The following is a 20,761-nucleotide window of genomic DNA, read 5'->3' on the forward strand; positions in this document are numbered from 1 at the left end:
CCGGGTTCCCCAGACTTTCCGCCCCACCCCCGCACCCCCTCACCCCCCACACCGAGGAGCGATTCGCGTGACCATCACCCAGCCCGATCTCAGCGTCTTCGAGACCCTGGAGTCCGAGGTCCGCAGCTACTGCCGCGGCTGGCCCACCGTCTTCGACCGGGCCCGGGGCAGTCGTATGTACGACGAGGACGGCCACGCCTACCTCGACTTCTTCGCGGGCGCCGGCTCGCTCAACTACGGGCACAACAACCCTGTCCTGAAACGGGCGTTGATCGACTATCTGGAACGCGACGGCGTCACGCACGGGCTCGACATGTCGACGAGTGCCAAGCGCGCGTTCCTGCAAACCTTCCAGGACTTGGTGCTGCGGCCGCGCGATCTGCCGTACAAGGTGATGTTCCCGGGGCCGACCGGCACCAACGCCGTAGAGTCCGCGCTGAAGTTGGCGCGGAAGGTGAAGGGGCGCGAGGCCATCGTGTCGTTCACCAACGCCTTCCACGGGATGTCGCTCGGCTCGCTCGCCGTGACCGGCAACGCCTTCAAGCGGGCCGGTGCCGGTATCCCGCTGGTGCACGGCACGCCGATGCCGTTCGACAACTACTTCGACGGCATGGTCCCCGACTTCCTGTGGTTCGAGCGGCTGTTGGAGGACCAGGGTTCCGGCCTCAACAAGCCCGCCGCCGTGATCGTCGAGTCCGTGCAGGGCGAGGGCGGCATCAACGTCGCCCGCCCCGAATGGCTGCGCGCGCTGGCCGAATTGTGCGAACGCCAGGACATGCTCCTCATCGTCGACGACATCCAGATGGGCTGCGGGCGCACCGGCGCGTTCTTCTCCTTCGAGGAGTCCGGGGTCGTGCCGGACATCGTCACCGTGTCCAAGTCCATCAGCGGCTACGGCCTTCCGATGTCCCTGTGCCTGTTCAAGCCGGAGCTGGACATCTGGGAGCCGGGCGAGCACAACGGCACGTTCCGCGGCAACAACCCGGCGTTCGTCACCGCCACCGCCGCCCTGGAGACGTACTGGGCGGACGGTTCCGCGATGGAGAAGCAGACCCGGGCCCGCGGTGAGCAGGTCGAGCAGGGGCTGATCTCCATCACCGAGGAGAACCTCGCCGACATCAAGGAGTACCGGGGCCGCGGGCTGGTCTGGGGCATCGAGTTCAAGGACCCCGAGCGCGCCGGGCGGATCTGCGCCCGCGCCTTCGAACTCGGGCTGCTCGTCGAGACGTCGGGCCCGCAGGGCGAGGTCGTGAAACTCCTCCCCGCGCTGACCATCACCCCCGAGGAGCTGGACGAGGGGCTGAGCATCCTCGCCCGCGCCGTCCGGGAAACAGTCTGACCACCCTGGCCACCTCTTTCATCACCATCTGACACCACGTCAAGGAGGCGTAAACAGCCCGTGATTGTTCGTTCGTTCAAGGAACTCGAAGGCACCGACCGGCACATCAAGGCCGCGTCCGGCACCTGGGAGAGCAAGCGCATCGTCCTCGCCAAGGAGCGGGTCGGTTTCTCGGTGCACGAGACCGTCCTCTACGCGGGTACCGAGACGTCGATGTGGTACGCGAACCACATCGAGGCCGTCGTCTGCGTCGAGGGCCACGCCGAACTCACCGACGACGAGACCGGGCAGACGTACACGATCACGCCCGGGACCATGTACCTCCTCGACGGACACGAGCGGCACACGATGCGGATCAAGGAGGACTTCCGCTGCATCTGTGTCTTCAACCCGCCCGTCACTGGACGGGAGGACCACGACGAGAACGGCGTCTACCCGCTGCTGACCGAGCCCGAGGAGGTGTGACGAGCATGACCACCGTCACCGACATCACCGACCTGTACCCCAGCCGCGGCACCACCGAGGTGTCCGTCCCGCGCAAGGACCCCGTCGTCTGGGGCTCCCCCGACACCCCGGGCCCGATCCCGACGGTCGACCTCCAGGCCTTCGAGCGCGACGGCTTCCTCTCCATGCAGGAACTGCTCCGGGACGACGAAGTCGACGTCTACCGGCAGGAGTTGGAGCGTCTGGTCACGGACCCGGCGATCCGGACCGACGAGCGGTCCATCGTCGAGCCGAAGTCCAAGGAGATCCGGTCCGTCTTCGAGGTGCACCGGATCAGCGAGGTGTTCGCGCGGCTCGTACGCGACGAGCGGGTCGTCGGGCGGGCCCGCCAGATCCTCGGTTCGGATGTCTACGTCCACCAGTCCCGGATCAACGTGAAGCCCGGCTTCGGCGCGAGCGGCTTCTACTGGCACTCGGACTTCGAGACCTGGCACGCCGAGGACGGGCTGCCGAACATGCGCACCGTGTCCGTGTCGATCGCGCTCACCGAGAACCACGACACCAACGGCGGCCTCATGATCATGCCGGGCTCGCACCGGACGTTCCTCGGCTGCGCGGGCGCGACCCCCGAGGACAACTACCGCCAGTCGCTCCAGATGCAGGACGCGGGCACCCCGTCCGACGAGGCGCTGACCGGCATGGCCTCCGAGTACGGCATCAAGCTGTTCACGGGCAGGGCCGGTTCGGCGACCTGGTTCGACTGCAACTGCATGCACGGCTCCGGCGACAACATCACGCCGTTCCCGCGCAGCAACGTCTTCATCGTGTTCAACAGTGTGGAGAACAAGGCAGTCGAGCCGTTCGCCGCGCCGGTACGACGGCCCGAGTTCATCGGGGCCAGGGACTTCACGCCGGTGAGGTGACGGCGAGGCGATCCGCCGCAAGGGCACCCCGGTCACGGCGACCGGGGTGCCCTTCCCCGCTTCAACTCCCTTGCGGCATCAGCCTCTTCCTCGCGTCAGCCGGCCAGCACGTCGAGCACGTCGAGTACGTCCAGCAGGCGGTCGACGTCCTCGGCGGTGTTGTAGAGGTGGAAGGCCGCGCGCAAGTTCCCCGCCCGGTTGGAGACTTCGACCCCGGCCGCGCTCAACTCGCCCTGCCGACGGCCGAGTCCGGGCACGGAGACGATCGGTGACCCGGGGGACGCCACCGGTTCATGCCCGAGGGTGTCCAGCCCCGCGCGGAAGCGGTCGGCGAGGGTGAGGTCGTGGGCGCGTACGGTGTCGACGCCCAACTCCTCCAGCAGCGCGAGCGAGTGGCGGGCTCCGGCGTAGGAGAAGAGGGCCGGGCTCTCGTCGAACCGGCGGGCGGAGTGGGCGAGTTCCGCGACCGGGCCGTAGCAACTGTCCCAGGGTGCCTCGCCCGCGACCCAGCCCGCGAAGACCGGGTTGAGGCCGCCGAGGTCCTCCGGGGTGACCAGGAACGCGACCCCGCGCGGGCAGAAGAGCCACTTGAAGCCGACGGCGGCGACATAGTCGTAGGCGCCCGCGTCGAGGTCGAACCATCCGGCGGCCTGCGACGCGTCGACGTACGTACGCGCCCCGTGTTCGCGTGCCGCCGCCCGGAGCGCGGGCAGGTCGGCGATGCGGCCGTCGGCGGACTGAGCGGCGCTGACCGCGACGAGCGCGGTGCCAGGGCGTACCGACTCGGCGATCCGCTCCAGCGGGACGCTGCGGACCTTGAGGTCGGGGCGCATGTGGAAGGGGTTCACCACGGAGCTGAAGTCGGCCTCGGCGGTGAGGACTTCGGCGCCGGCGGGCAGTGAGGAGGCGATCAGTCCGCTGTAGACGGCGACCGAGGCTCCGGCCGCCACCCGGTCGGCCGGCACGCGGGTCAGCCGGGCGAAGGCGGCGCGGGACGCCTCGACGTCGTCGAACATGTCGGTCGGTGTACCGACCGCGGCCGCCTCGATGGCGGTGTGCATCGCCGTGACCGTACGGGTCGGGAGCAGGCCGGTGCTCGCGGTGTTGAGGTAGGTGTTCTTCGGGGCGAACTCGGCGCGGACGAGGCTCTCGAAGGTCTCCATGTGACCACTCTGCGGCGCCGAGAACCCCTCGTCCATTGCGAATTTTTAGGTGGATCCGCTAAGGAACGCTTATAGATCCACCAGTACTCGGCCCTGACCTGCTGCTTTCAGGCCTGCGGCACCGCGCACCCGTCGGGACCACATGCCTCCGCACCGCCGTCGGCGCTGCTGTCGATCAGCTTGAGCGGGGAGTGCTCGCCCCACGCCTGGGTCAGCGCCTGGGCGAAGACCTCGGCGGGCTGGGCGCCGGAGACGCCGTACTTGCGGTCGAGGACGAAGAAGGGGACGCCGTTCGCGCCCAGCTCGGCGGCCTCGCGCTCGTCGGCGCGGACGTCGTCGGCGTACGCGGTCGGGTCGGCCAGCACCTTGCGGGCGTCCTCGGCGACCAGCCCGGCACCGACGGCGAGCTCGACGAGCCGCTCATCGCTGTCGAACACGGACCGCTCCTCGGCGAAGTTCGCCTTGTACAGCGCCTGGATCAGCTCGTCCTGGCGGCCCTGCGCCTTGGCGAAGTGGAGGAGGCGGTGCATGTCGAAGGTGTTGCCGTGGTCGCGGTCGCGGGTGCGGTAGTCGAGACCCTCGGCGGCGGCCTGCGCGCCCAGGTTGTCCTCACCGGCCTGCGCCTGCGCCTCGCTCATGCCGTACTTCTTGGTGAGCATCTTGAGCACGGGCTGGGTGTCGCCCTTGGCGCGCCCCGGGTCCAGTTCGAAGGACCGGTGCACGACCTCGACGCCGTCGCGGTGCGGGAACGCGTCGAGCGCCTTCTCGAAGCGGGCCTTGCCCACGTAGCACCAGGGGCAGGCGATGTCCGACCAGATCTCGACGCGCATTCTTCGGCTCTCTTCAGGACGTACGGGGGAGAGACAGAGGCTCCCTGTTTCCCCCGTGAACGTTCGAACAGCTCGCTTCATTCCCCCGTCAGGGGCAGGCGCATCCCCAGGTGGTGTCCGCCGTCGGACGGCTCGGCGACCCAGCCCTGCCGGACGTAGAAGGCCTGCGCCCGCTCGTTGTCGACATGCACATCGAGTACGGCGGTCCGCCGGCCGTCGGCCCGCCACTGCTCGACACAGGCCGCGTGCAGGGCCGTACCGAGGCCGGAGCGCCACCTCTCGGGGTCGACGTGGAACTGGAACAGCGTGACCGTGTCCGCCGGGTCGCCGTCCTGGGTACGGAAGGAGGCGACGGCGACGATACGGCCGCTCTCGACCACGCACAGGACATGGGCGTCGGGCCGCTCGATGACACCCCGCCAGGCGGCGAGCCAGTCCCGCCCGTCCTCCGGGACGCCGTCGGGGTAGTACGTCGCCCGGGCCCGCGCGTGCAGCGCGGCGACGCTCTCCGCCTCGGCGGGCAGGGCCGTGCGGATCACCCGGGTTCCACTGACTCGGTCACTGATCATGCAGCCGATGACGTGACTTCGGCCGCTCCGGTTCCCAGGCGGCTGAACTGGGCCCGGTAGGCGCTCGGCGTCAGCCCGGTGCGGCGGACCAGGTGGCCGCGCAGGGAGTCCGCGGTGCCCAGGCCGCAGGCGCGGGCCACCTGGTCCATGGGGAGGGCGGTGGTCTCCAGGAGTTCCTTGGCCCGCTCGATGCGCTGGTGGAGCAGCCACTGCAAGGGACTCACGGCGCTTTCCGCATGGAAGCGGCGGGTGAGGGTGCGGACGCTGACGCCCGCGTGCCGGGCCAGGTCGGTGAGGGTGAGGGGCTTGTCGAGGTTGCGCATGGCCCAGCCGCGGGTGTCCGCGCAGGCGCTGCCGCGCTCGGGTGGCAGCGGGGTCTGCGTGAACTGGGTCTGCCCGCCCGGCCGTACGGGTGCGACGAGGGCGAGCCGAGCGACCTCGTTGGCGACGGCGGCGCCGTAGTCGGTGCGGATGATGTGCAGGCAGAGGTCGATGCCGGCGGCGTATCCGGACGCGGTCAGGAACTGGCCGTCCTGGACGTAGAGGACGTCGCCCCTGAGGTCGAGGGCCGGGTAGCGGTCGCGCAGTTCGTCCGCCAGCCCCCAGTACGTGGTGGCGCTCCGGCCGTCGAGCAGCCCGGCCTCGGCGAGCACGAACGCGCCGCTGCAGATGGAGGCGATGCGCTTGCCCGCGGCGGCGGCCTCGCGGACGGCGGCGACGGCGGCCCGGTCGGGGTCGTACCGTTCGCCGGTGCCCGCGATCACCACGGTGTCGGCGGTGCGCAGGACGTCGAGGCCGCGGCCCACCTGGAGGTCCAGCCCACCGGTCGTCACCACCGGACCGCCGTCGGCGCTGCAGATGGTCACCTCGTAACCCGGGACGCCGTCGATCTCGACCTTCGCGAAGAGCATCTCCGGGATGGCGAGGTTGAACATCGAGACGGGCGACGGCGCGATGATCGCGACGCGATGCGGTGACCGCTTCCTCGGCATGGCCAGAACCTCCGGCTGTATGGCATTCCGGCCACTACTGTACGGCGTCGCGCGCCCGCAGCATGAGGGCATGACAACGCCCACCACCCAACTGACCGCCCGTACCGGCACCTTGACCCCGCCCTCCCCCACGCTCACCCTCACCGCCGCCCTCCTCGGCTTCGCGCTCATCACCCTCGACGCGTCCGTGGTGAACGTGGCGCTGCCGTCCATCGGGACCGCCCTGGGTGGCGGGATGTCGGGGCTGCAGTGGGTGGTCGACGCGTACACGCTGTCCTTCGCCGCGCTGATGCTGTCCACCGGCGCCTTCGCGGACCGGGCCGGGGCGAGCCGCGCGTACGCGATCGGCATCACGGTCTTCACCCTCGCCTCGGCGGCCTGCGGCCTGGCCCCGAACCTGCCCACGCTGATCGGCGCCCGCGTGCTCCAGGGCGTGGCAGCCGCCGTAGTCCTCCCGGCCTCCCTGTCCCTCGTACGACAGGCCTACGCCGAACCCGCCCAGAGGGCCCGGGCGGTGGCCACTTGGGCCGCGGGCGGCTCGGTCGCGGTGGCCCTCGGCCCGGTGGCAGGCGGCGCACTGACCACGGCCTGGGACTGGCGGGGCATCTTCTTCATCAACCTGCCGCTGGGCGCTGTGGCCTTGGTGTTGCTCGTCCGGGCGCCGCGTTCGGAGCGTCGGCCCGCACCGCTGGACCTGCTGGGTCAGCTGACGGCCGCGGTCGCTCTTACGGCGGTCACCTTCGCGGTGATCGAGGGCGGGGGTACGGGAGTTGTGGCTCTGCTGGTCGCGGCCGTCTCGGGCGCGGTCTTCGTCCGGGTCGAGCTGCGGCAGGCCCATCCGGTGGTGCCGCTCGGCCTGTTCCGCAGTCGTACGGTGTCCGTGGCAGTCGCGGCGGGCGCGGCGTGCAGTGTCGCCTTCTACGGCGTGATCTTCCTCTTCTCGCTCTTCTTCCAGCAGGTACAGGGCCGTTCGGCGCTGTACGCCGGGCTGATGTTCCTGCCGATGACCGGTCTGATCCCGGTGACGAACGTCGTGGCGGGCAAACTGGCGGCCCGCTACGGTGCCCGACTCCCCATGCTGGTAGGGCAGTTGCTGGCCGCGCTGGGCGCACTCGTCCTGCTGTACGTCGACGCGGGCACACCCCCGCTCCTGGTGGCCGTACTCCTCGTACCGATGGCCCTGGGCTGCGCCCTGACGGTCCCGCCACTGACCGCCGTGATGATGGACGCGGTGGCGGCGGAGCGCGCGGGCCTGGCGGCCGGAGTCCTCAACTCCGCACGTCAGGTGGCAGGCGGCCTGGGCATCGCCGTGTTCGGGGCGCTGGTCTCCGCCGACTTCACGACAGGCCTGCGGGAGAGCCTCGCGATCAGCGCGGCCCTCTTCGCGGCTACGGCCTACCTCAGCTTCCGTCTCTCAGGTCGTTCGGCCAACTCGGCCTGAACTCAAGGTGGTCGTACGTCACGACACACCCCTCCCCCATCGGCGACTGCGTCATGAACCCGACGAGCGCAGCGTCCGTCTCCTTCTCGTCACCGAGGGTGAAAAGCCGGATGAATATCCACCGCTCGCCATCACGGGAAGCGTGAAAGGCAAAGGCCCGCCCGGTCCGGCTAACCCGCAGCCACACCGAACTCCCGTCCACGGTAAAGGAGTTGGCGTCGTCCGAGTGCCCCCGGGTCACCACCGTACAAACGGTGGGCACATCAGGCGAGTACTCCAGACAGAGCTTGGCCCAGGCCCGCTCCCCCACATGGACATACAACACCCCGGCATCGAACGACCCGGCGAACCCGACAGTGACGCGGGCGATGAGCTGGAAGTCCCCGTGCGGCGCCCCGAGAAGACGAGGCGCGTCGGAGGCGGGGTCCAACCCCTCCCCGGTGGGCGGCACGAACCGATCCTGCCGAGGGCCTGCCCACCCGCTGAGCACACCATCGTCGTACGACCAATGCCCGTCAGGCCCGTAAGTCCGGAGGGGAAAGGGCAGTTGGGAGATCTCCAATTCCATCCACTCATCATCTCAGGCCAAGGGTGTTGCCTTAAGGGGCGCGGGGAACTGCGCGACCAGCCACAACGGACCGTCAGCCCGAAGACCACCGCACCCCCACGGCGCTACCGCTCCAGATGCCCGTCATAACGCCGAGGCAGCCCCAGCGGATTGTCATCCCGAAGCTCCAACGGCAGCAGAGCCTCAGGCGTGTTCTGGTAAGCCACAGGCCGCAGCCACCGCTCAATAGCCGTACCACCAACCGAAGTTGAGGTAGACGTCGTAGCCGGGTAAGGCCCCCCGTGATGCTGCGCGGGCGCCACCGCAACCCCCGTAGGCCACGCATTGACCAACACCCGCCCGGCCAACGGCGTCAGCTCCGCAAGGATCTCCGCGCCACGCCCTTCCCCGGCCGCTTCCTCCGCCGACAGATGAACCGTCGCCGTCAGATTCCCCGGCAGCCGGGACAGCACGGCCTGAGCCTGCGCGTCATCGTCGTAGCGCGCCACGACAGTGAGCGGCCCGAAGCACTCTTCGAGAAGCAGGTCGTACGCCCCCTCGGACGCCAGCTTCTCCGCCGGCACCGTAAGGAACCCGGGGCTCACCGTGTGCTCGCTGCCCGCGCCCGGCGTCACCGGGGACTCCACCTCGGGCAACCCGGCCCGCTCGGTGACGCCCGCGAGGAAGTTGTCGCGCATCCGGTGATCCAGCAGCACCCCGGAGTCCGTGTCGCTGACGGCATCCGTGAGCGACTTGACCAGCCCGTCCCCGGCAGAACCGGACGGCACCAGCACAAGCCCCGGCTTCACACAGAACTGGCCGACGCCCAGGGTCATCGAACCGGCGAGCCCCGTACCGATCGCCTCGGCCCGCTCGGCCGCGGCCGCCTCGGTGACAACCACCGGGTTCAGGGAGCCCAGTTCGCCGTGGAACGGGATCGGGACCGGACGTGCCGCCGCCGCGTCGAACAACGCACGACCGCCGCGTACGGAACCGGTGAACCCGGCCGCCGAGACCAGCGGGTGCTTGACGAGCTCGACGCCCGCCTCGAAGCCGTGGACCAGGCCGAGGACGCCGGCCGGGATGCCCTGCTCGGCGGCGGCCCGGCGCAGCACGCTCGCGACCAGTTCGGACAGGCCGGGGTGGTCGGGGTGGGCCTTGACGACGACCGGGCAGCCGGCGGCCAGCGCGCTCGCGGTGTCGCCGCCGGGGACCGAGAAGGCGAAGGGGAAGTTGGAGGCCGAGTAGACGGCGACGACGCCCAGCGGCACCTTGTAGCGGCGCAGGTCCGGGATCGGCGGGGTCGCGGTGTCGTCGGGGTGGTTGATGACGACGTCGAGGAAGGCGCCCTCGTCGACGATGTCCGCGAAGGCCCTCAACTGGTAGCAGGTGCGGGCGAGTTCGCCGTTCAGCCGGACCGGTCCGAGCGCGGTCTCCGCGTCGGCGACCTCGACCAACTGGTTCTTGGCCGCTTCGAGCTGGTCGGCGGCGCCGCGCAGGAAGGCGGCGCGGACCGTACGGTCGGCGAGCGAACCCCGTGCCGCGTGCGCGGCGCGGACGGCGGTGTCCACCTCCTGGGCTGTGGCCTCCACCGCAACCTGTTCACGCTGCTTCCCGGTTCGGGGGTCGACACTCCAGACTGGTGCTGCTGCCACCGCGGGTCCCTCCACACATGTAATGCCGCAGTTCTGGGTCATTCACCAGGGTCGTTCGATATGCTGAACGCTGTCTCTGATGATGAATATGCTCTCGGAGACTATTTCCCGTCGAACGAAGGGGTCAAGGGCGATGTCGGCAGGCGAGACAGGCGGCGGGGCACAGGTCAAGTCCGCGGTGCGGACGGTGGAGCTGCTCGAATACTTCGCCGGCCGGCCCGGTATGCACTCCCTCGCGTCGGTCCAGGAGGCCGTCGGATATCCCAAGTCCAGTCTGTACATGCTGCTGCGCACGTTGGTAGAGCTGGGCTGGGTGGAGACGGACGCGACGGGCACGCGGTACGGCATCGGCGTACGGGCGCTGCTGGTGGGCACCTCCTACATCGACGGCGACGAGGTCGTCGCGGCGGCCCGCCCGACGCTGGACCGGCTCTCCGACGACACCACGGAGACCATCCACCTCGCCCGCCTCGACGGCACGAACGTCGTCTACCTGGCCACCCGCCAGTCGCAGCACTATCTACGGCCCTTCACCCGGGTCGGCCGCCGCCTCCCTGCCCACTCGACCTCGCTGGGCAAGGCGCTGCTGAGCACGTACTCCGACGAGCAGGTCCGCAAGATGCTCCCGGAGACGCTGCCCGCGCTCACCGAGCACACGATCACCGACCGCGAGAAGCTCATCGAGGAACTCCACCAGGTCCGGGACCAGGGCTTCGCCGTGGACCGCGAGGAGAACACGCTGGGGCTGCGCTGCTTCGGCGTCGCGATCCCGTATCGCACCCCCGCGCGGGACGCGATCAGCTGCTCCGTGCCGGTGGCCCGGCTCACCCCCGCCCACGAACAGATGGTCAAGGACGCCCTGTTCGACGCCCGTGACCGACTGACCCTCGCCACCCGGAGGCTCTGACCCATGGATGTCGCGCTCCGCCCGATCCACGACAGTGATCTGCCGGTCTTCTTCCGGCTGATGAACGACCCCGAGTCCGTCCGGATGGCCGCCTTCACCGCGAAGGACCCGGCCGACAGGGACGCCTTCGACGCCCACTGGAAGCGCATCCGCGCCCTGCCCGGCGTGCGGAACCGCACGGTCCTCGCCGACGGCGACGTCGTGGGCAACGCCGCGGTCTACGGCGAGCCGGGCGAGCGCGAGGTGACGTACTGGATCGACCGCGCCTACTGGGGCAAGGGCATCGCGACGGCCGCGCTGCGCGACCTGCTCGCCGAGGAACCCGAACGCCCGGTGTACGCGCGCGTGGCGGCCGACAACGCAGGCTCGCGGCGCGTGCTGGAGAAGTGCGGGTTCGTCGTCACCGGCCATGACCGGGGGTTCGCGAACGCGCGGGGCGAGGAGATCGACGAACTGGTGCTGACGCTGGACTCATGAACACTCGATGAGCGGGTTCATGAGCGCTCGATGAGAAAAGCCGTGTAAGGGAACGATTCGTTCCCGTCCGATCGTCTTCAGAGCGGGATGAACAAGACGATCAGGCGCACCTCCGTCTTCGTACTGCTCCTCGTTCTCGCCCTCCTGGTGCGGGCGACCTGGGTGCAGTTCTACGACGGCCAGGCACTCGCGGACGACAAGGACAACCGGCGGAACGCGATCGAGACGTACGCGGATCCGCTCGGGAACATCATCGTGGCCGGGAACGCGATCACCGGCTCGGCGCGGACGGGGAGCAGCAGCGACCTCGCGTACAAACGCACGTACACGGACGGCAAGCTCTACGCGGCGGTGACGGGCTACGCCTCGCAGAGCTATGCGCCGACGCAGTTGGAGGGGATCTACGCCGATCTTCTCGATGGCACCGACAGCAGCCTGAAGACCGTCATGGACACGGTCACCGGCGAGCGGGCCGCCCCGGGCAACGTGGTCACGACGATCGACCCCGACGTGCAGAAGGCGGCGTACGACGCGCTCGGCGACAAGAAGGGCGCGGCCGTCGCGATCGACCCGACGACCGGCAAGATCCTCGCCGTCGTCTCGACCCCGTCCTACGACCCCTCGGCGCTGACCGACGCCAACACCGCCGGGACGGCGTGGAAGCAGCTCAACGCGGACTCCGACAAGCCGCTGACCAACCGCGCCCTGCGCCAGCCGCTGCCGCCGGGTTCGACGTTCAAGCTGGTCGTGGCGGCGGCCGCGCTGGAGGACGGGCTGTACTCCTCGGTGGACGAGAAGACGACGAGCCCCTCGCCGTACACCCTGCCGGGCACGGTCACCCCGCTGAGGAACGAGAGTTCCTCAGCGCCCTGCACGAACGCCTCGATCCGGGTCGCGCTCCAGTACTCGTGCAACACCGTGTTCGCGAAGATGGCCGTCGACCTGGGCCAGGACAAGGTCAAGGCGATGGCCGAGAAGTTCGGCTTCAACGACGACAAGCTGGACATCCCGGTGCGGGCCTACCCGAGCGTGTACCCGTCCAACATGAACAAGTCGTCGACGGCCCTGACCGGCATCGGCCAGTACGACGTGACCGCCACCCCGCTCCAGATGGCCATGGTGTCCGCAGCCATAGCCAACGACGGCAAGCTGGTCTCCCCACACATGGTGTCCGAGACCACCGACAGCGGCGGCGATGTGGTCCACAACTACGACGACGCTACGACGACGAAGCAGATCGTCAGCTCGGGCACGGCCCAGCAACTCCAGTCGGCGATGCAGACGGTCATCACGGACGGCACCGGCACGAACGCCGAGATCGCGGGCGTCACCGTGGGCGGCAAGACGGGTACGGCCCAGCACGGCGTGAACAACGACCAGTCGCCGTACGCCTGGTTCACGTCCTACGGCAAGTCCGACTCGACGGGCAAGGAGATCGCGGTGGCGGTGGTCGTCGAGCAGTCGGACGCGGCAAGGTCGGAGATCAGCGGCAACGGCTTGGCGGCCCCGGTGGCCAAGGCAATGATGAAAGCGGCCTTGCTGTGATGCCCTTGTCTTTTGTCTTCAGGGGCGCGGGGCTGTGTCTATTTGCGGCTCCGCCGCGTGGGCGCGACCAGCCACGACGAACTCGCGGCCGACCGCGCAGCGACCTCTACTCCTACTTCACACCCAGAATCTGCTCCACAGGGTCGATGGCGAAGTACACCAGGAACAGCGCCGACACACCCCACAGCAGCCAGTTGACCTCCTTCGCCTTACCGAGCACCGCCTTGATCACGACGTAGGAGATGAACCCGGCGCCGATCCCGTCAGTGATCGAGTACGTGAACGGCATCGCGGCGATGGTCAGAAACGCCGGAATCGCGATCTCGTACTTGTCCCAGTCGATGTGCTTGACGTGGGTCATCATCAGGAACCCGACGGCGATCAGCGCGGGCGCGGCCGCCTGGAGCGGCACGATCGTGAGCAGCGGGGTGAGGAACAGCGCGAGCCCGAACAGCCCACCGGTGATGAGGTTCGAGAACCCGGTACGCGACCCCTCACCGACCCCGGACGCCGACTCGATGTACGCGGTGTTGGAGGACGCGGACCCGATCCCGCCGGCGACAGCGGCCGCCCCGTCGATGAACAGGACGCGCCCGATGTTCGGCACCTGACCGTCCTCGTCCAGGAGACCGGCCTCCGCGCTGATACCGACAATCGTGCCCATGGCGTCGAAGAAGTCGGACAGGATCAGCGTGAAGATCAGCAGGACGACAGTGATCGCGCTGGTCTCGCCGAACGCGCCGAACAGGCTGAAGTGACCGATGAGTCCGAAGTCGGGCGCGGCCACGATCTTGTCCGGCACCTTGGGGGTCATCAGACCCCAACTCTTGATGTCGGCAACGGAGTTGATGATGATCGCGAGGACGGTCATCGTGACGATGCTGATCAGGATCGCGCCCTTCACCTTGCGGGCGACGAGCGCGATGGTCAGCAGGACGCCGAGGCAGAAGACGAGGACGGGCCAGCCGGCGAGATGACCGACGGCGCCGAGCTGCACGGGGACCGTGGTCTCGGCGGCGTCCGGTATACGACTGACGAAGCCGGCGTCGACGAAGCCGATGAACGCGATGAACAGGCCGATGCCGACGCCGATGGCCTGCTTGAGCTGTTGCGGGATCGCGTTCATGATCGCCTCGCGCAGCCCGGTGAGGACCAGCACGCAGATCAGGACGCCCTCGATGACGACGAGGCCCATCGCGTCGGGCCAGCTCATCAGCGGGGCCAACTGGAAGGCGACGACGGCGTTGAGGCCGAGACCCGCGGCGATCGCGAGCGGCAGGTTGCCGCCGACGCCCATGATGACCGTCATCACACAGGCCACCAGGGCGGTGGCGGTGACCAGTTGGCCGGTGTCGAGCGTGTGCCCGAACTTGTCCTTGGCGCTGCCCAGGATGATCGGGTTCAGGACGAGGATGTAGGCCATCGTGAAGAACGTGGCGAAGCCGCCGCGTACCTCACGGCCGAAGGTGGATCCCCGTTCGGAGATCTTGAAGAACCGGTCGACACCGTTCGTCGCCGGTGGTTCGGCACTTGGCCGGTCGGCCACCTTCTGTGACTCGGACATGCGGGTACTCCTCGTGGCTTCAATGATCGGTGCGCGGATGCTGGCTGGATTGTTCCCGCGTTGAACCTGTTTCAGGTTTTCCCCGTGTTACGGAATCGAGGTCGGCCCGCCAGTCCGCGGTCGCCCTGTCAGACGCTGTTCGAAGGTCCGTACCAGATCGGCCAGTTGATCACTGCTACGCTTCCGGATCTCGCGGGGATCATCCCCGAACAAACACGTGTCATCTACATGACACACACAAATCGCAGCGAGGAGAGGTCCGCCGTGGGCACAGTCGTCGACGACGCCGCCTCCGAGGAGTTCCACGCCTTCTTCGAGCGCCACTACGCCGAACTGTCCCGGCTCGCCCACCTGTTGACGGGTGAGGCGGACGCCGCTGACGATCTCGCGGCCGACGCGCTGCTCGCGCTCTGGCACCGCTGGGACCGGGTGCGCGCCGCCGACCATCCCGCGGCCTACGCCCGTGGAGTCGTCGCCAATCTGGCCCGTACCCGGATCCGCAGCGCGGTGCGCGAGCGGCGGCGGGTCGCCCTGTTCTGGTCGCAGCGCGAGGAGAAGACCGAGAACCCGGACGTGGCCGGCGTGGTCGACGTCCAAGAGGCCCTGCGCAGGCTGCCGTTCCGCAAGCGGGCCTGTGTCGTGCTGCGGCACGCGTTCGACCTGTCGGAGAAGGACACCGCGCTCGCCCTCGGTGTTTCCGTCGGTACGGTTAAGAGCCAGACGTCGAAGGGCATGGCGGAGTTGCAGCGGTTGCTCGGTCCGCAGAGCCCCCCGCTGCGGATGCACGCGGCGATGGCACGCGGCGGCGAGACCGGAGGGAGGACCCGATGAGGCACCAGGACGTGCACGACGACGAGTTGATCGCCCGGCTGCACGAGGCGGCCGAGGGACACGAACCCGACCGCTCCCGCATCCTGGCCCGGCTCGAACGCGGCATGGCCGCGCGGTCCCGCCCCGACCACCGGGCCACCCGGCCGCCCGTGTTCGGCTGGGTCCGGGTGGTCAGCGCCACGGCCGCGGTGGCGAGCGTCCTCGCGATCGGCGGCTACGCGGTGGCATCCGCGGTGAAGAGCAACTCCCCCGCCGAGCAGACGGTCTCCGTCTCACCGACGCCGACCCCCACTCCGTCGCCGGACGCGACGAGCCGTACCCCGGTCAAACCGGTTGCGCCGACGCCGAGTTCAGGCTCAGGCACCACGCACAGCACCCCCAAGGCGAGCGCCTCCCCCACCGAGTCCGCGCCCGCCTCGCCCTCCACGCCGGTACTGCCGCCCGCGTCCGGTACGCAGGACGGCCCGCTGTGGTCGGACGGTTCGATCGACCCGGGCAGCAACGACTTCTGGGCGCAGAGCGACGTCACCCTGAAGACGACCAAGCAACTCACCGCGCTCACCGTCCAGTTGAAGGTCAAGCAGACCGGCGGGGTCACCTCCGCGGGCGCCTGGCGCTCACTGCCCGAGCAGGACTTCACGCAGACGGTGACGGAGCAGGACGGGTTCCTGGTCTACACATGGGTACTCAAGGAGGGCCGCACGGTCGCGGTCGGCGAGTGGGTCTTCGCCGGCCAGTACAACCATGAGCGCGGCGGCCGGGACGCCAAGGACGACAGCTACTCGGCGGCGGGCACGGCGGGCGGCCAACAGCTCGCGGTGAAGGGCGACTTCGCGGCGCAGAAGTCGTAGCAGGCCGTCGTAGAGAGCGGCCGTAGAGAAATCTTCAGACGCGCGGCAACCCTTTCTCCACCGGTGGCGACCAAGAGGCGCAAGGTTCCTCTCGCACGGAGTCACACGGAGCAAGTCGCTTGAGCACGCACAAGAAGCACCTCACCCGCAGGCGGGTGCTCGGAGCCTCCGCGATCGGTGTCGCCGCCACCGGCGCGGCCGTCGCGGGCGGTACCGGTCTCCTCTCGTCCGCCTCCGCCGCCGCGTTCGGATACACCGATGACGGCTCCAACCACGTGATCAACACGGGCAGTTCACTCATCTTCAAGGTCTCCAAGTCGACCGGTGACCTCACGTCCCTGGCCTACAAGGGCAAGGAGTACGAGGGCTACGGCGGCAAGCACTCGCATGTCGAGTCGGGTCTCGGTGCCTCCACGGTCACGATCAAGCAGTCGGGGTCGACGATCCTGGTGAAGGTCGTACACGGTGCGATCACCCAGTGGTACGCGGCCCGCAGCGGCGAGAACAACGTCTACCTGTGGACGAACAAGGCGGACGCCTCCTTCACCGCGACCCGGTACATCGTGCGGGTGAAGGCGGGGGTGTTCCCCAACTCCGGTTCGGACGCGTGGGATTCGACCACCGACACGGTCATCGAGGCCGGTGACGTCTGGAAGCACCCTGACGGCACGACCCGCTCCAAGCACTACTCGGGCAAGCGGACCATCGACTACCACCACGTCGGCTTCACTACCGGCTCGGTCGGCCTGTACCTGGTGCGCTCCAACCACGAGAAGGCGTCCGGCGGCCCCTTCTACCGCTCCCTGCTGCGCCACTCGAACGAGGGCGGGGCAGGGCTGTACGAGATCCTGCACTACAACGAGGCCCAGACTGAGCCCGAACGCTTCGGCCTGCAAGGCCCGTTCGTGGTGACGTTCACAGACGGCGGCACCCCGTCCCCCTCGCTCTTCGCGGCGAACCTCGACACCTCCTGGGTGGACTCGCTCGGCATCACGGGCTGGGTCGGCAAGGCGGGGCGGGGGAAGGTGGCGGGGGTCGGCCTGAAGGGCATGGACGCCAAGTACCCCTACACGGTGGGCTTTTCGAACGCCGACGCGCAGTACTGGGCGAAGGCGGCGGCCGGCACCGGCGCGTTCTCCTGCAAGGGGATACTCCCGGGGACGTACACGCTGACCGTCTTCAAGGGCGAACTGGCCGTGCACAGCCAGTCGGTGGCGGTGACCGCGGGCGGTACGACGTCCTTGCACACCCTGAGCATCACGGGTGACCCGTCCACCGCTACGACCATATGGCGCCTCGGCAACTGGGACGGCACACCAGGGGAGTTCAAGAACGCCGAGCTGATGACGTACGCGCATCCCTCAGACGCCCGGGCGTCCAAGTGGACCGGCAACGTCACGATCGGCAGCGGGAACGAGGCCGCGTCCTTCCCGGCGTACATCTGGAAGGACGTCAACAACGGCGTCCTCGTCTACTTCAAACTGACCGCGACCCAGGCAGCCGTAGCCCACACACTGCGGGTCGGGGTGACGACGGCGTACATCAACGCCCGCCCCCAAGTCACCGTGAACGACTGGGTCTCGGCGATTCCCACCCCACCCGCACAACCCTCGACGCGCGATCTCACCACGGGTTCCTATCGCGGAAACAACCACACGTTCGTTTTCAACGTCCCTTCCAGTGCGTGGAGTTCGGACGCGACGAAGTACAACGTGCTGAAGATCAATGTCGTCAGTGGTTCGACGGGGCCGGGATTCCTCAGCCCGGGCACGTCGTTCGACTGTATGGACCTGCTGACCTGAGCCCCCCTCGGTCAGCAGAGCGGCGCCCCCGCCGGTGACGACCGGCGGGGGCGTCGTCCCTTGGATCTCAGGGACTCGTACGCCCCGGTGTCCGGACACGCAGAGCCTGGACGGACCAGTCGAAGAAGGGAGCCAGGCTCTCCGGAGCCGTCCAACCGTTGACCACCGCGAGCAGTTGGAGATATCGCTCCCTGCGGGGGTCGTTGACGCTCTCCAGCCGAGTCGCGAGCCGGTGGCGGAGCTCGACGCCGTCGGGACGGCCGAGGAGCTGCGCGTAGTGCGCGGTGAACACCGCGACGAACGGATCGGCCCGAGGCGAGGCCGGGTCGATGCCGGCGGTCAGGGCCGGCCCGACCTGGTCACGGACGGCTGCGGCGATGTCGCGACGCGGGCCCGTCGTGTCGCCCCGGACCTGATCGGCCACCAGATCCTCGGCCATCCGCCGTACGAAGGCGCGGAAGTCGGGGTCCAGGGACAGTTCGGCCAACTCCACCCACGCCTGGACCTGTTCAGGCTCCGGATTGTCGGGCAGTTCGGGGGTCATCGAGCGCATGACCCCGGCGAATGCGGGGACGGCGTCGTCGAGACCGCCGAATACGGCGTCGAGGAAATCGCCGATCAGACGTCGGCGTTCGTCCTCGGAGAGCTGGGCCAGCCGGTGCATGAATTCCGTCTCCTCAGGTGTGGACCCGCGCTCGGCGACCGCCGTCAGCACCGCGTGCCGCAGGCGCAGGACGCGAATCTGCACCGCCAGCGCTTCGGCGTGCGACGCGGCGACCTCGGGCAGCGAAAGCTCCCGGTCCACGACCTTGCGGATCGTGGAGAGGTCAAGTCCCAGCTCGCGCAGGGTCCTTACGAGGTCCAGACGTGCGACGGCGTCGATGCCGTACAGGCGATAGCCGGCCGGGCTGCGGTCCATCGGCGCCACGATCCCGCGATCGGAGTAGAACCGGACGGTCTTGACCGTGAGCCCGGTCCGCCGAGCGAGTTCACCGATCGAGTAGAGCGTGTCGCCGTCCATGTCACCCACCTTTGCGTCTCCCCCTACTGGAGACTCAAGTCCCTTCGCCGGCCGGGGCATCGCCGCGTTCCAAGGCGGCACGTACGCCTGACCTGTGGCTGGGCCACGTCGTATTCCCATAGGGGTTGCTGTGCTTCGTTGCCGTGCAGCAGGATCGAGCGATGTCCCGAACGGTAGGCCCGCACACCGCCGACCCGTGCCCTCGGTGCTTCGTCGAAGCGGTCCGTCCGGGCGAGCCGGTGACTGTTGGTGGACGCGATGTGGTCGGCTACCACTGCGATCACTGTGCGCATGCGTGGACTCGGCCGGTCGAGGATGATCTGGACGTCTATGACGTGGTCAGGGTGGACCTCCCCAACGCCACGCTCTACGGGGCCGTCTGGCAGGTGGACGCCGATCGCATCCAGGTACGCGGCGCAGGCGGTGAGTGGCTGCGGTGGGTCGAGCGATGGAGGGTGATCGTCTACTGAAATCCTCCCCGCCTGTGCCCAAGGGAGAAGCGCACCGGTCGACTCGTAGGGGTCCTGCGCCTTGGGTCCTCCCCTTGATGACGTAATGAAATGAATCGTCATCAAGGGGAGGCGGAGTCCGCGGCAAGGCACGTCAGTTCATCGTCGCGCCGATCGTCGTAGACCCCGTCGTCAGGAACGTCGTCGACGGCAGCGTCCCGCTCGACGACCGCGCCCCGTACGCCGCGGTCGCATCCGTCGACTTGAACGACGGAGTCGCCACCCCGCTGTCCCAATTGTTCGCCGCGGACACCGCACGCGAACCCAGCGTGTCCGAACCCCCCTTGTTGCCGACGGCGAGGTTGCGGGCCAGGCGGGACTTGCTCGTGGCGAAGAAGAAGCCGGCCTCGGTGTTGGCGTAGGCGGTGTTGCGGTTGAGGATGATGGCGCCGGTGTTGGAGTTCTCGGTGAAGCCGTTGAGGGTGTTGTCCCAGGCCGCGTTGTCGTTGACGACGTGCGCGACGGCGACGCCTCCGCCGCCGAGCTTGAAGCCGTTGCCGTTGCCCTCGAAGGCGGAGTCGTTCCAGCGGTTCTTGCCGTTGCCGTAGGCCCAGGAGTGCTCGATGGTGACCGGCGAGGAGAACTGCCAGAGGTCGAGGCCGTCGTCCGAGTTGTTGTAGAGGCGGGCGCCGGTGACCTTGTTGCCGGTGCCGGAGCCGAACTTGATGGCGATGCCGTCGGCGTTCTGGCCGTGTCCGGCGGCGTCGTAGTTGCCGTAACTGTCCAGGTTCTGCACGAGGTTGTTGGTGGTGCCGTCGCCGCGCAGGGTGAAGCCGGAGTCGCCGTTGTTCGCCGTCACCAGGTTCTTGAAGATGCCGCCGACGGAGGACGTCGCGACGAAGCCCTGTGCCGGGGAACTCTGGAAGGTGAGGTTCTGGACCGTCCAGTAGTCGCCGTAGATGCCGGCCAGCCACTGCCCCGCGGGCAGCTTGGAGCCGTCGATCTTCACCTTCTCCGTGCCGTACGCCTCCAGCGTGATGCGGGCCGAACTGGTGCCGTTCGCCGTGGACTTGAGGGTCGCGGCCGGGGTGTAGGTGCCGGCGCGGACCTGGATGACCGTCCCCGCCGTGGCGTTGGCGACGGCCGACTCCAGCTGGGCGGTGGTGGACACGGTGACCGTCGACGAAGCGGCTTGCGCGCCACCGCTGTTGAGGCCGAGGTAGACGCCGCCCGCCCCCGCGGCGACGACCACCGCGGCGGCGATCGAGAGGGTACGGGTCCTGCGGTGGCGTCCGGTGCTCGTACGCACGGCGTTGGTTCCTTTCCTGGATGACGAGGACGAAACGGGCCGGAGGGGCCGCCCCGGCCCGTTTCTGATCACTGGTCGCCGCCGCGGCCGGAAAGGGTTGCC

General features: G+C 68.8%; 20 protein-coding genes. 11 read left to right on the plus strand and 9 right to left on the minus strand.

Features of this window, described 5'->3' with window-relative positions; translation table 11 throughout:
• Positions 1 to 67 precede the first annotated feature (67 nt).
• From ectB to thpD, 3 genes are read left to right on the plus strand one after another with little or no spacing between them, the layout of a single operon-like run.
• Complete coding sequence (ectB, locus tag ACGFY9_RS07845) at positions 68 to 1,339, plus strand: diaminobutyrate--2-oxoglutarate transaminase (RefSeq protein ID WP_393752879.1); 1,272 nt, start codon at positions 68 to 70, stop codon at positions 1,337 to 1,339.
• A gap of 60 nt (positions 1,340 to 1,399) precedes the next feature.
• The gene (locus ACGFY9_RS07850; protein WP_033283204.1) at positions 1,400 to 1,804 is read left to right on the plus strand and encodes an ectoine synthase; all 405 of its coding nucleotides are present in this window, start codon (positions 1,400 to 1,402) and stop codon (positions 1,802 to 1,804) included.
• A 5-nt stretch (positions 1,805 to 1,809) separates the two neighbouring features.
• On the plus strand, positions 1,810 to 2,706 hold the full coding sequence (thpD, locus tag ACGFY9_RS07855) for an ectoine hydroxylase (RefSeq protein WP_393752880.1): 897 nt from the start codon (positions 1,810 to 1,812) through the stop codon (positions 2,704 to 2,706).
• Between the two features lie 95 nt (positions 2,707 to 2,801).
• Here thpD and ACGFY9_RS07860 read toward each other — a convergent pair whose 3' ends face one another.
• The 4 genes from ACGFY9_RS07860 to ACGFY9_RS07875 all read right to left on the minus strand — a co-directional run bounded on the left by ACGFY9_RS07860 (position 2,802) and on the right by ACGFY9_RS07875 (position 6,260).
• Positions 2,802 to 3,869, minus strand: a complete 1,068-nt coding sequence (locus ACGFY9_RS07860) for an aminotransferase class V-fold PLP-dependent enzyme (RefSeq protein WP_393752881.1) — start codon at positions 3,867 to 3,869, stop codon at positions 2,802 to 2,804.
• Positions 3,870 to 3,976: 107 nt separating this feature from the next.
• A complete protein-coding gene (locus tag ACGFY9_RS07865) occupies positions 3,977 to 4,699 on the minus strand; it encodes a DsbA family oxidoreductase (RefSeq protein ID WP_393752882.1) in 723 nt (240 codons plus the stop codon).
• Between the two features lie 77 nt (positions 4,700 to 4,776).
• On the minus strand, positions 4,777 to 5,268 hold the full coding sequence (locus ACGFY9_RS07870; protein ID WP_393752883.1) for a GNAT family N-acetyltransferase: 492 nt from the start codon (positions 5,266 to 5,268) through the stop codon (positions 4,777 to 4,779).
• The gene (locus tag ACGFY9_RS07875; protein ID WP_393752884.1) at positions 5,265 to 6,260 is read right to left on the minus strand and encodes a GlxA family transcriptional regulator; all 996 of its coding nucleotides are present in this window, start codon (positions 6,258 to 6,260) and stop codon (positions 5,265 to 5,267) included. The genes ACGFY9_RS07870 and ACGFY9_RS07875 overlap by 4 nt, the downstream gene beginning before the upstream one ends.
• Positions 6,261 to 6,330: 70 nt before the next feature.
• On the opposite strand from ACGFY9_RS07875, the gene ACGFY9_RS07880 reads away from it, so the two are divergent.
• Positions 6,331 to 7,701 (plus strand): MFS transporter, encoded by a 1,371-nt coding sequence (locus ACGFY9_RS07880; RefSeq protein WP_393752885.1) that lies wholly within the window; start codon positions 6,331 to 6,333, stop codon positions 7,699 to 7,701.
• Here ACGFY9_RS07880 and ACGFY9_RS07885 read toward each other — a convergent pair.
• Positions 7,661 to 8,269: a DUF1349 domain-containing protein gene (locus ACGFY9_RS07885; RefSeq protein ID WP_393752886.1), complete on the minus strand. Its 609-nt coding sequence runs from the start codon at positions 8,267 to 8,269 to the stop codon at positions 7,661 to 7,663. The genes ACGFY9_RS07880 and ACGFY9_RS07885 overlap by 41 nt on opposite strands.
• Positions 8,270 to 8,373: 104 nt before the next feature.
• The gene (locus ACGFY9_RS07890; RefSeq protein WP_393752887.1) at positions 8,374 to 9,903 is read right to left on the minus strand and encodes an aldehyde dehydrogenase (NADP(+)); all 1,530 of its coding nucleotides are present in this window, start codon (positions 9,901 to 9,903) and stop codon (positions 8,374 to 8,376) included.
• A gap of 133 nt (positions 9,904 to 10,036) precedes the next feature.
• Between ACGFY9_RS07890 and ACGFY9_RS07895 the strand changes: the two genes are divergently transcribed.
• The 3 genes from ACGFY9_RS07895 to ACGFY9_RS07905 all read left to right on the plus strand — a co-directional run bounded on the left by ACGFY9_RS07895 (position 10,037) and on the right by ACGFY9_RS07905 (position 12,832).
• Entirely contained in the window at positions 10,037 to 10,810 is a 774-nt protein-coding gene (locus ACGFY9_RS07895; RefSeq protein WP_366494305.1) for an IclR family transcriptional regulator, read from the plus strand.
• 3 nt (positions 10,811 to 10,813) lie between these two features.
• Positions 10,814 to 11,287, plus strand: a complete 474-nt coding sequence (locus ACGFY9_RS07900; RefSeq protein WP_393752888.1) for a GNAT family N-acetyltransferase — start codon at positions 10,814 to 10,816, stop codon at positions 11,285 to 11,287.
• An 87-nt stretch (positions 11,288 to 11,374) separates the two neighbouring features.
• On the plus strand, positions 11,375 to 12,832 hold the full coding sequence (locus tag ACGFY9_RS07905) for a peptidoglycan D,D-transpeptidase FtsI family protein (protein WP_393752889.1): 1,458 nt from the start codon (positions 11,375 to 11,377) through the stop codon (positions 12,830 to 12,832).
• A gap of 112 nt (positions 12,833 to 12,944) precedes the next feature.
• On the opposite strand, the gene ACGFY9_RS07910 is transcribed toward ACGFY9_RS07905, so the two are convergent.
• Positions 12,945 to 14,396, minus strand: a complete 1,452-nt coding sequence (locus ACGFY9_RS07910) for an NCS2 family permease (protein ID WP_393752890.1) — start codon at positions 14,394 to 14,396, stop codon at positions 12,945 to 12,947.
• A gap of 264 nt (positions 14,397 to 14,660) precedes the next feature.
• Between ACGFY9_RS07910 and ACGFY9_RS07915 the strand changes: the two genes are divergently transcribed.
• The 3 genes from ACGFY9_RS07915 (at position 14,661) to ACGFY9_RS07925 (ending at position 17,880) form a co-directional block, all read left to right on the plus strand.
• Positions 14,661 to 15,227 (plus strand): SigE family RNA polymerase sigma factor, encoded by a 567-nt coding sequence (locus ACGFY9_RS07915; protein ID WP_393752891.1) that lies wholly within the window; start codon positions 14,661 to 14,663, stop codon positions 15,225 to 15,227.
• Positions 15,224 to 16,078 (plus strand): hypothetical protein, encoded by an 855-nt coding sequence (locus ACGFY9_RS07920; RefSeq protein ID WP_393752892.1) that lies wholly within the window; start codon positions 15,224 to 15,226, stop codon positions 16,076 to 16,078. Before ACGFY9_RS07915 ends, ACGFY9_RS07920 begins: the two co-directional genes overlap by 4 nt.
• A gap of 119 nt (positions 16,079 to 16,197) precedes the next feature.
• On the plus strand, positions 16,198 to 17,880 hold the full coding sequence (locus tag ACGFY9_RS07925; protein ID WP_393752893.1) for a rhamnogalacturonan lyase B N-terminal domain-containing protein: 1,683 nt from the start codon (positions 16,198 to 16,200) through the stop codon (positions 17,878 to 17,880).
• A 67-nt stretch (positions 17,881 to 17,947) separates the two neighbouring features.
• Here ACGFY9_RS07925 and ACGFY9_RS07930 read toward each other — a convergent pair whose 3' ends face one another.
• Complete coding sequence (locus tag ACGFY9_RS07930; protein ID WP_393752894.1) at positions 17,948 to 18,901, minus strand: MerR family transcriptional regulator; 954 nt, start codon at positions 18,899 to 18,901, stop codon at positions 17,948 to 17,950.
• 161 nt (positions 18,902 to 19,062) lie between these two features.
• Between ACGFY9_RS07930 and ACGFY9_RS07935 the strand changes: the two genes are divergently transcribed.
• A complete protein-coding gene (locus tag ACGFY9_RS07935; protein ID WP_393752895.1) occupies positions 19,063 to 19,371 on the plus strand; it encodes a hypothetical protein in 309 nt (102 codons plus the stop codon).
• 133 nt (positions 19,372 to 19,504) lie between these two features.
• Here ACGFY9_RS07935 and ACGFY9_RS07940 read toward each other — a convergent pair whose 3' ends face one another.
• Positions 19,505 to 20,659, minus strand: a complete 1,155-nt coding sequence (locus ACGFY9_RS07940; protein WP_393752896.1) for a right-handed parallel beta-helix repeat-containing protein — start codon at positions 20,657 to 20,659, stop codon at positions 19,505 to 19,507.
• Positions 20,660 to 20,761: the final 102 nt, after the last annotated feature.

Source organism: Streptomyces sp. NPDC048504, assembly GCF_043200035.1.
Lineage (GTDB): Bacteria > Actinomycetota > Actinomycetes > Streptomycetales > Streptomycetaceae > Streptomyces.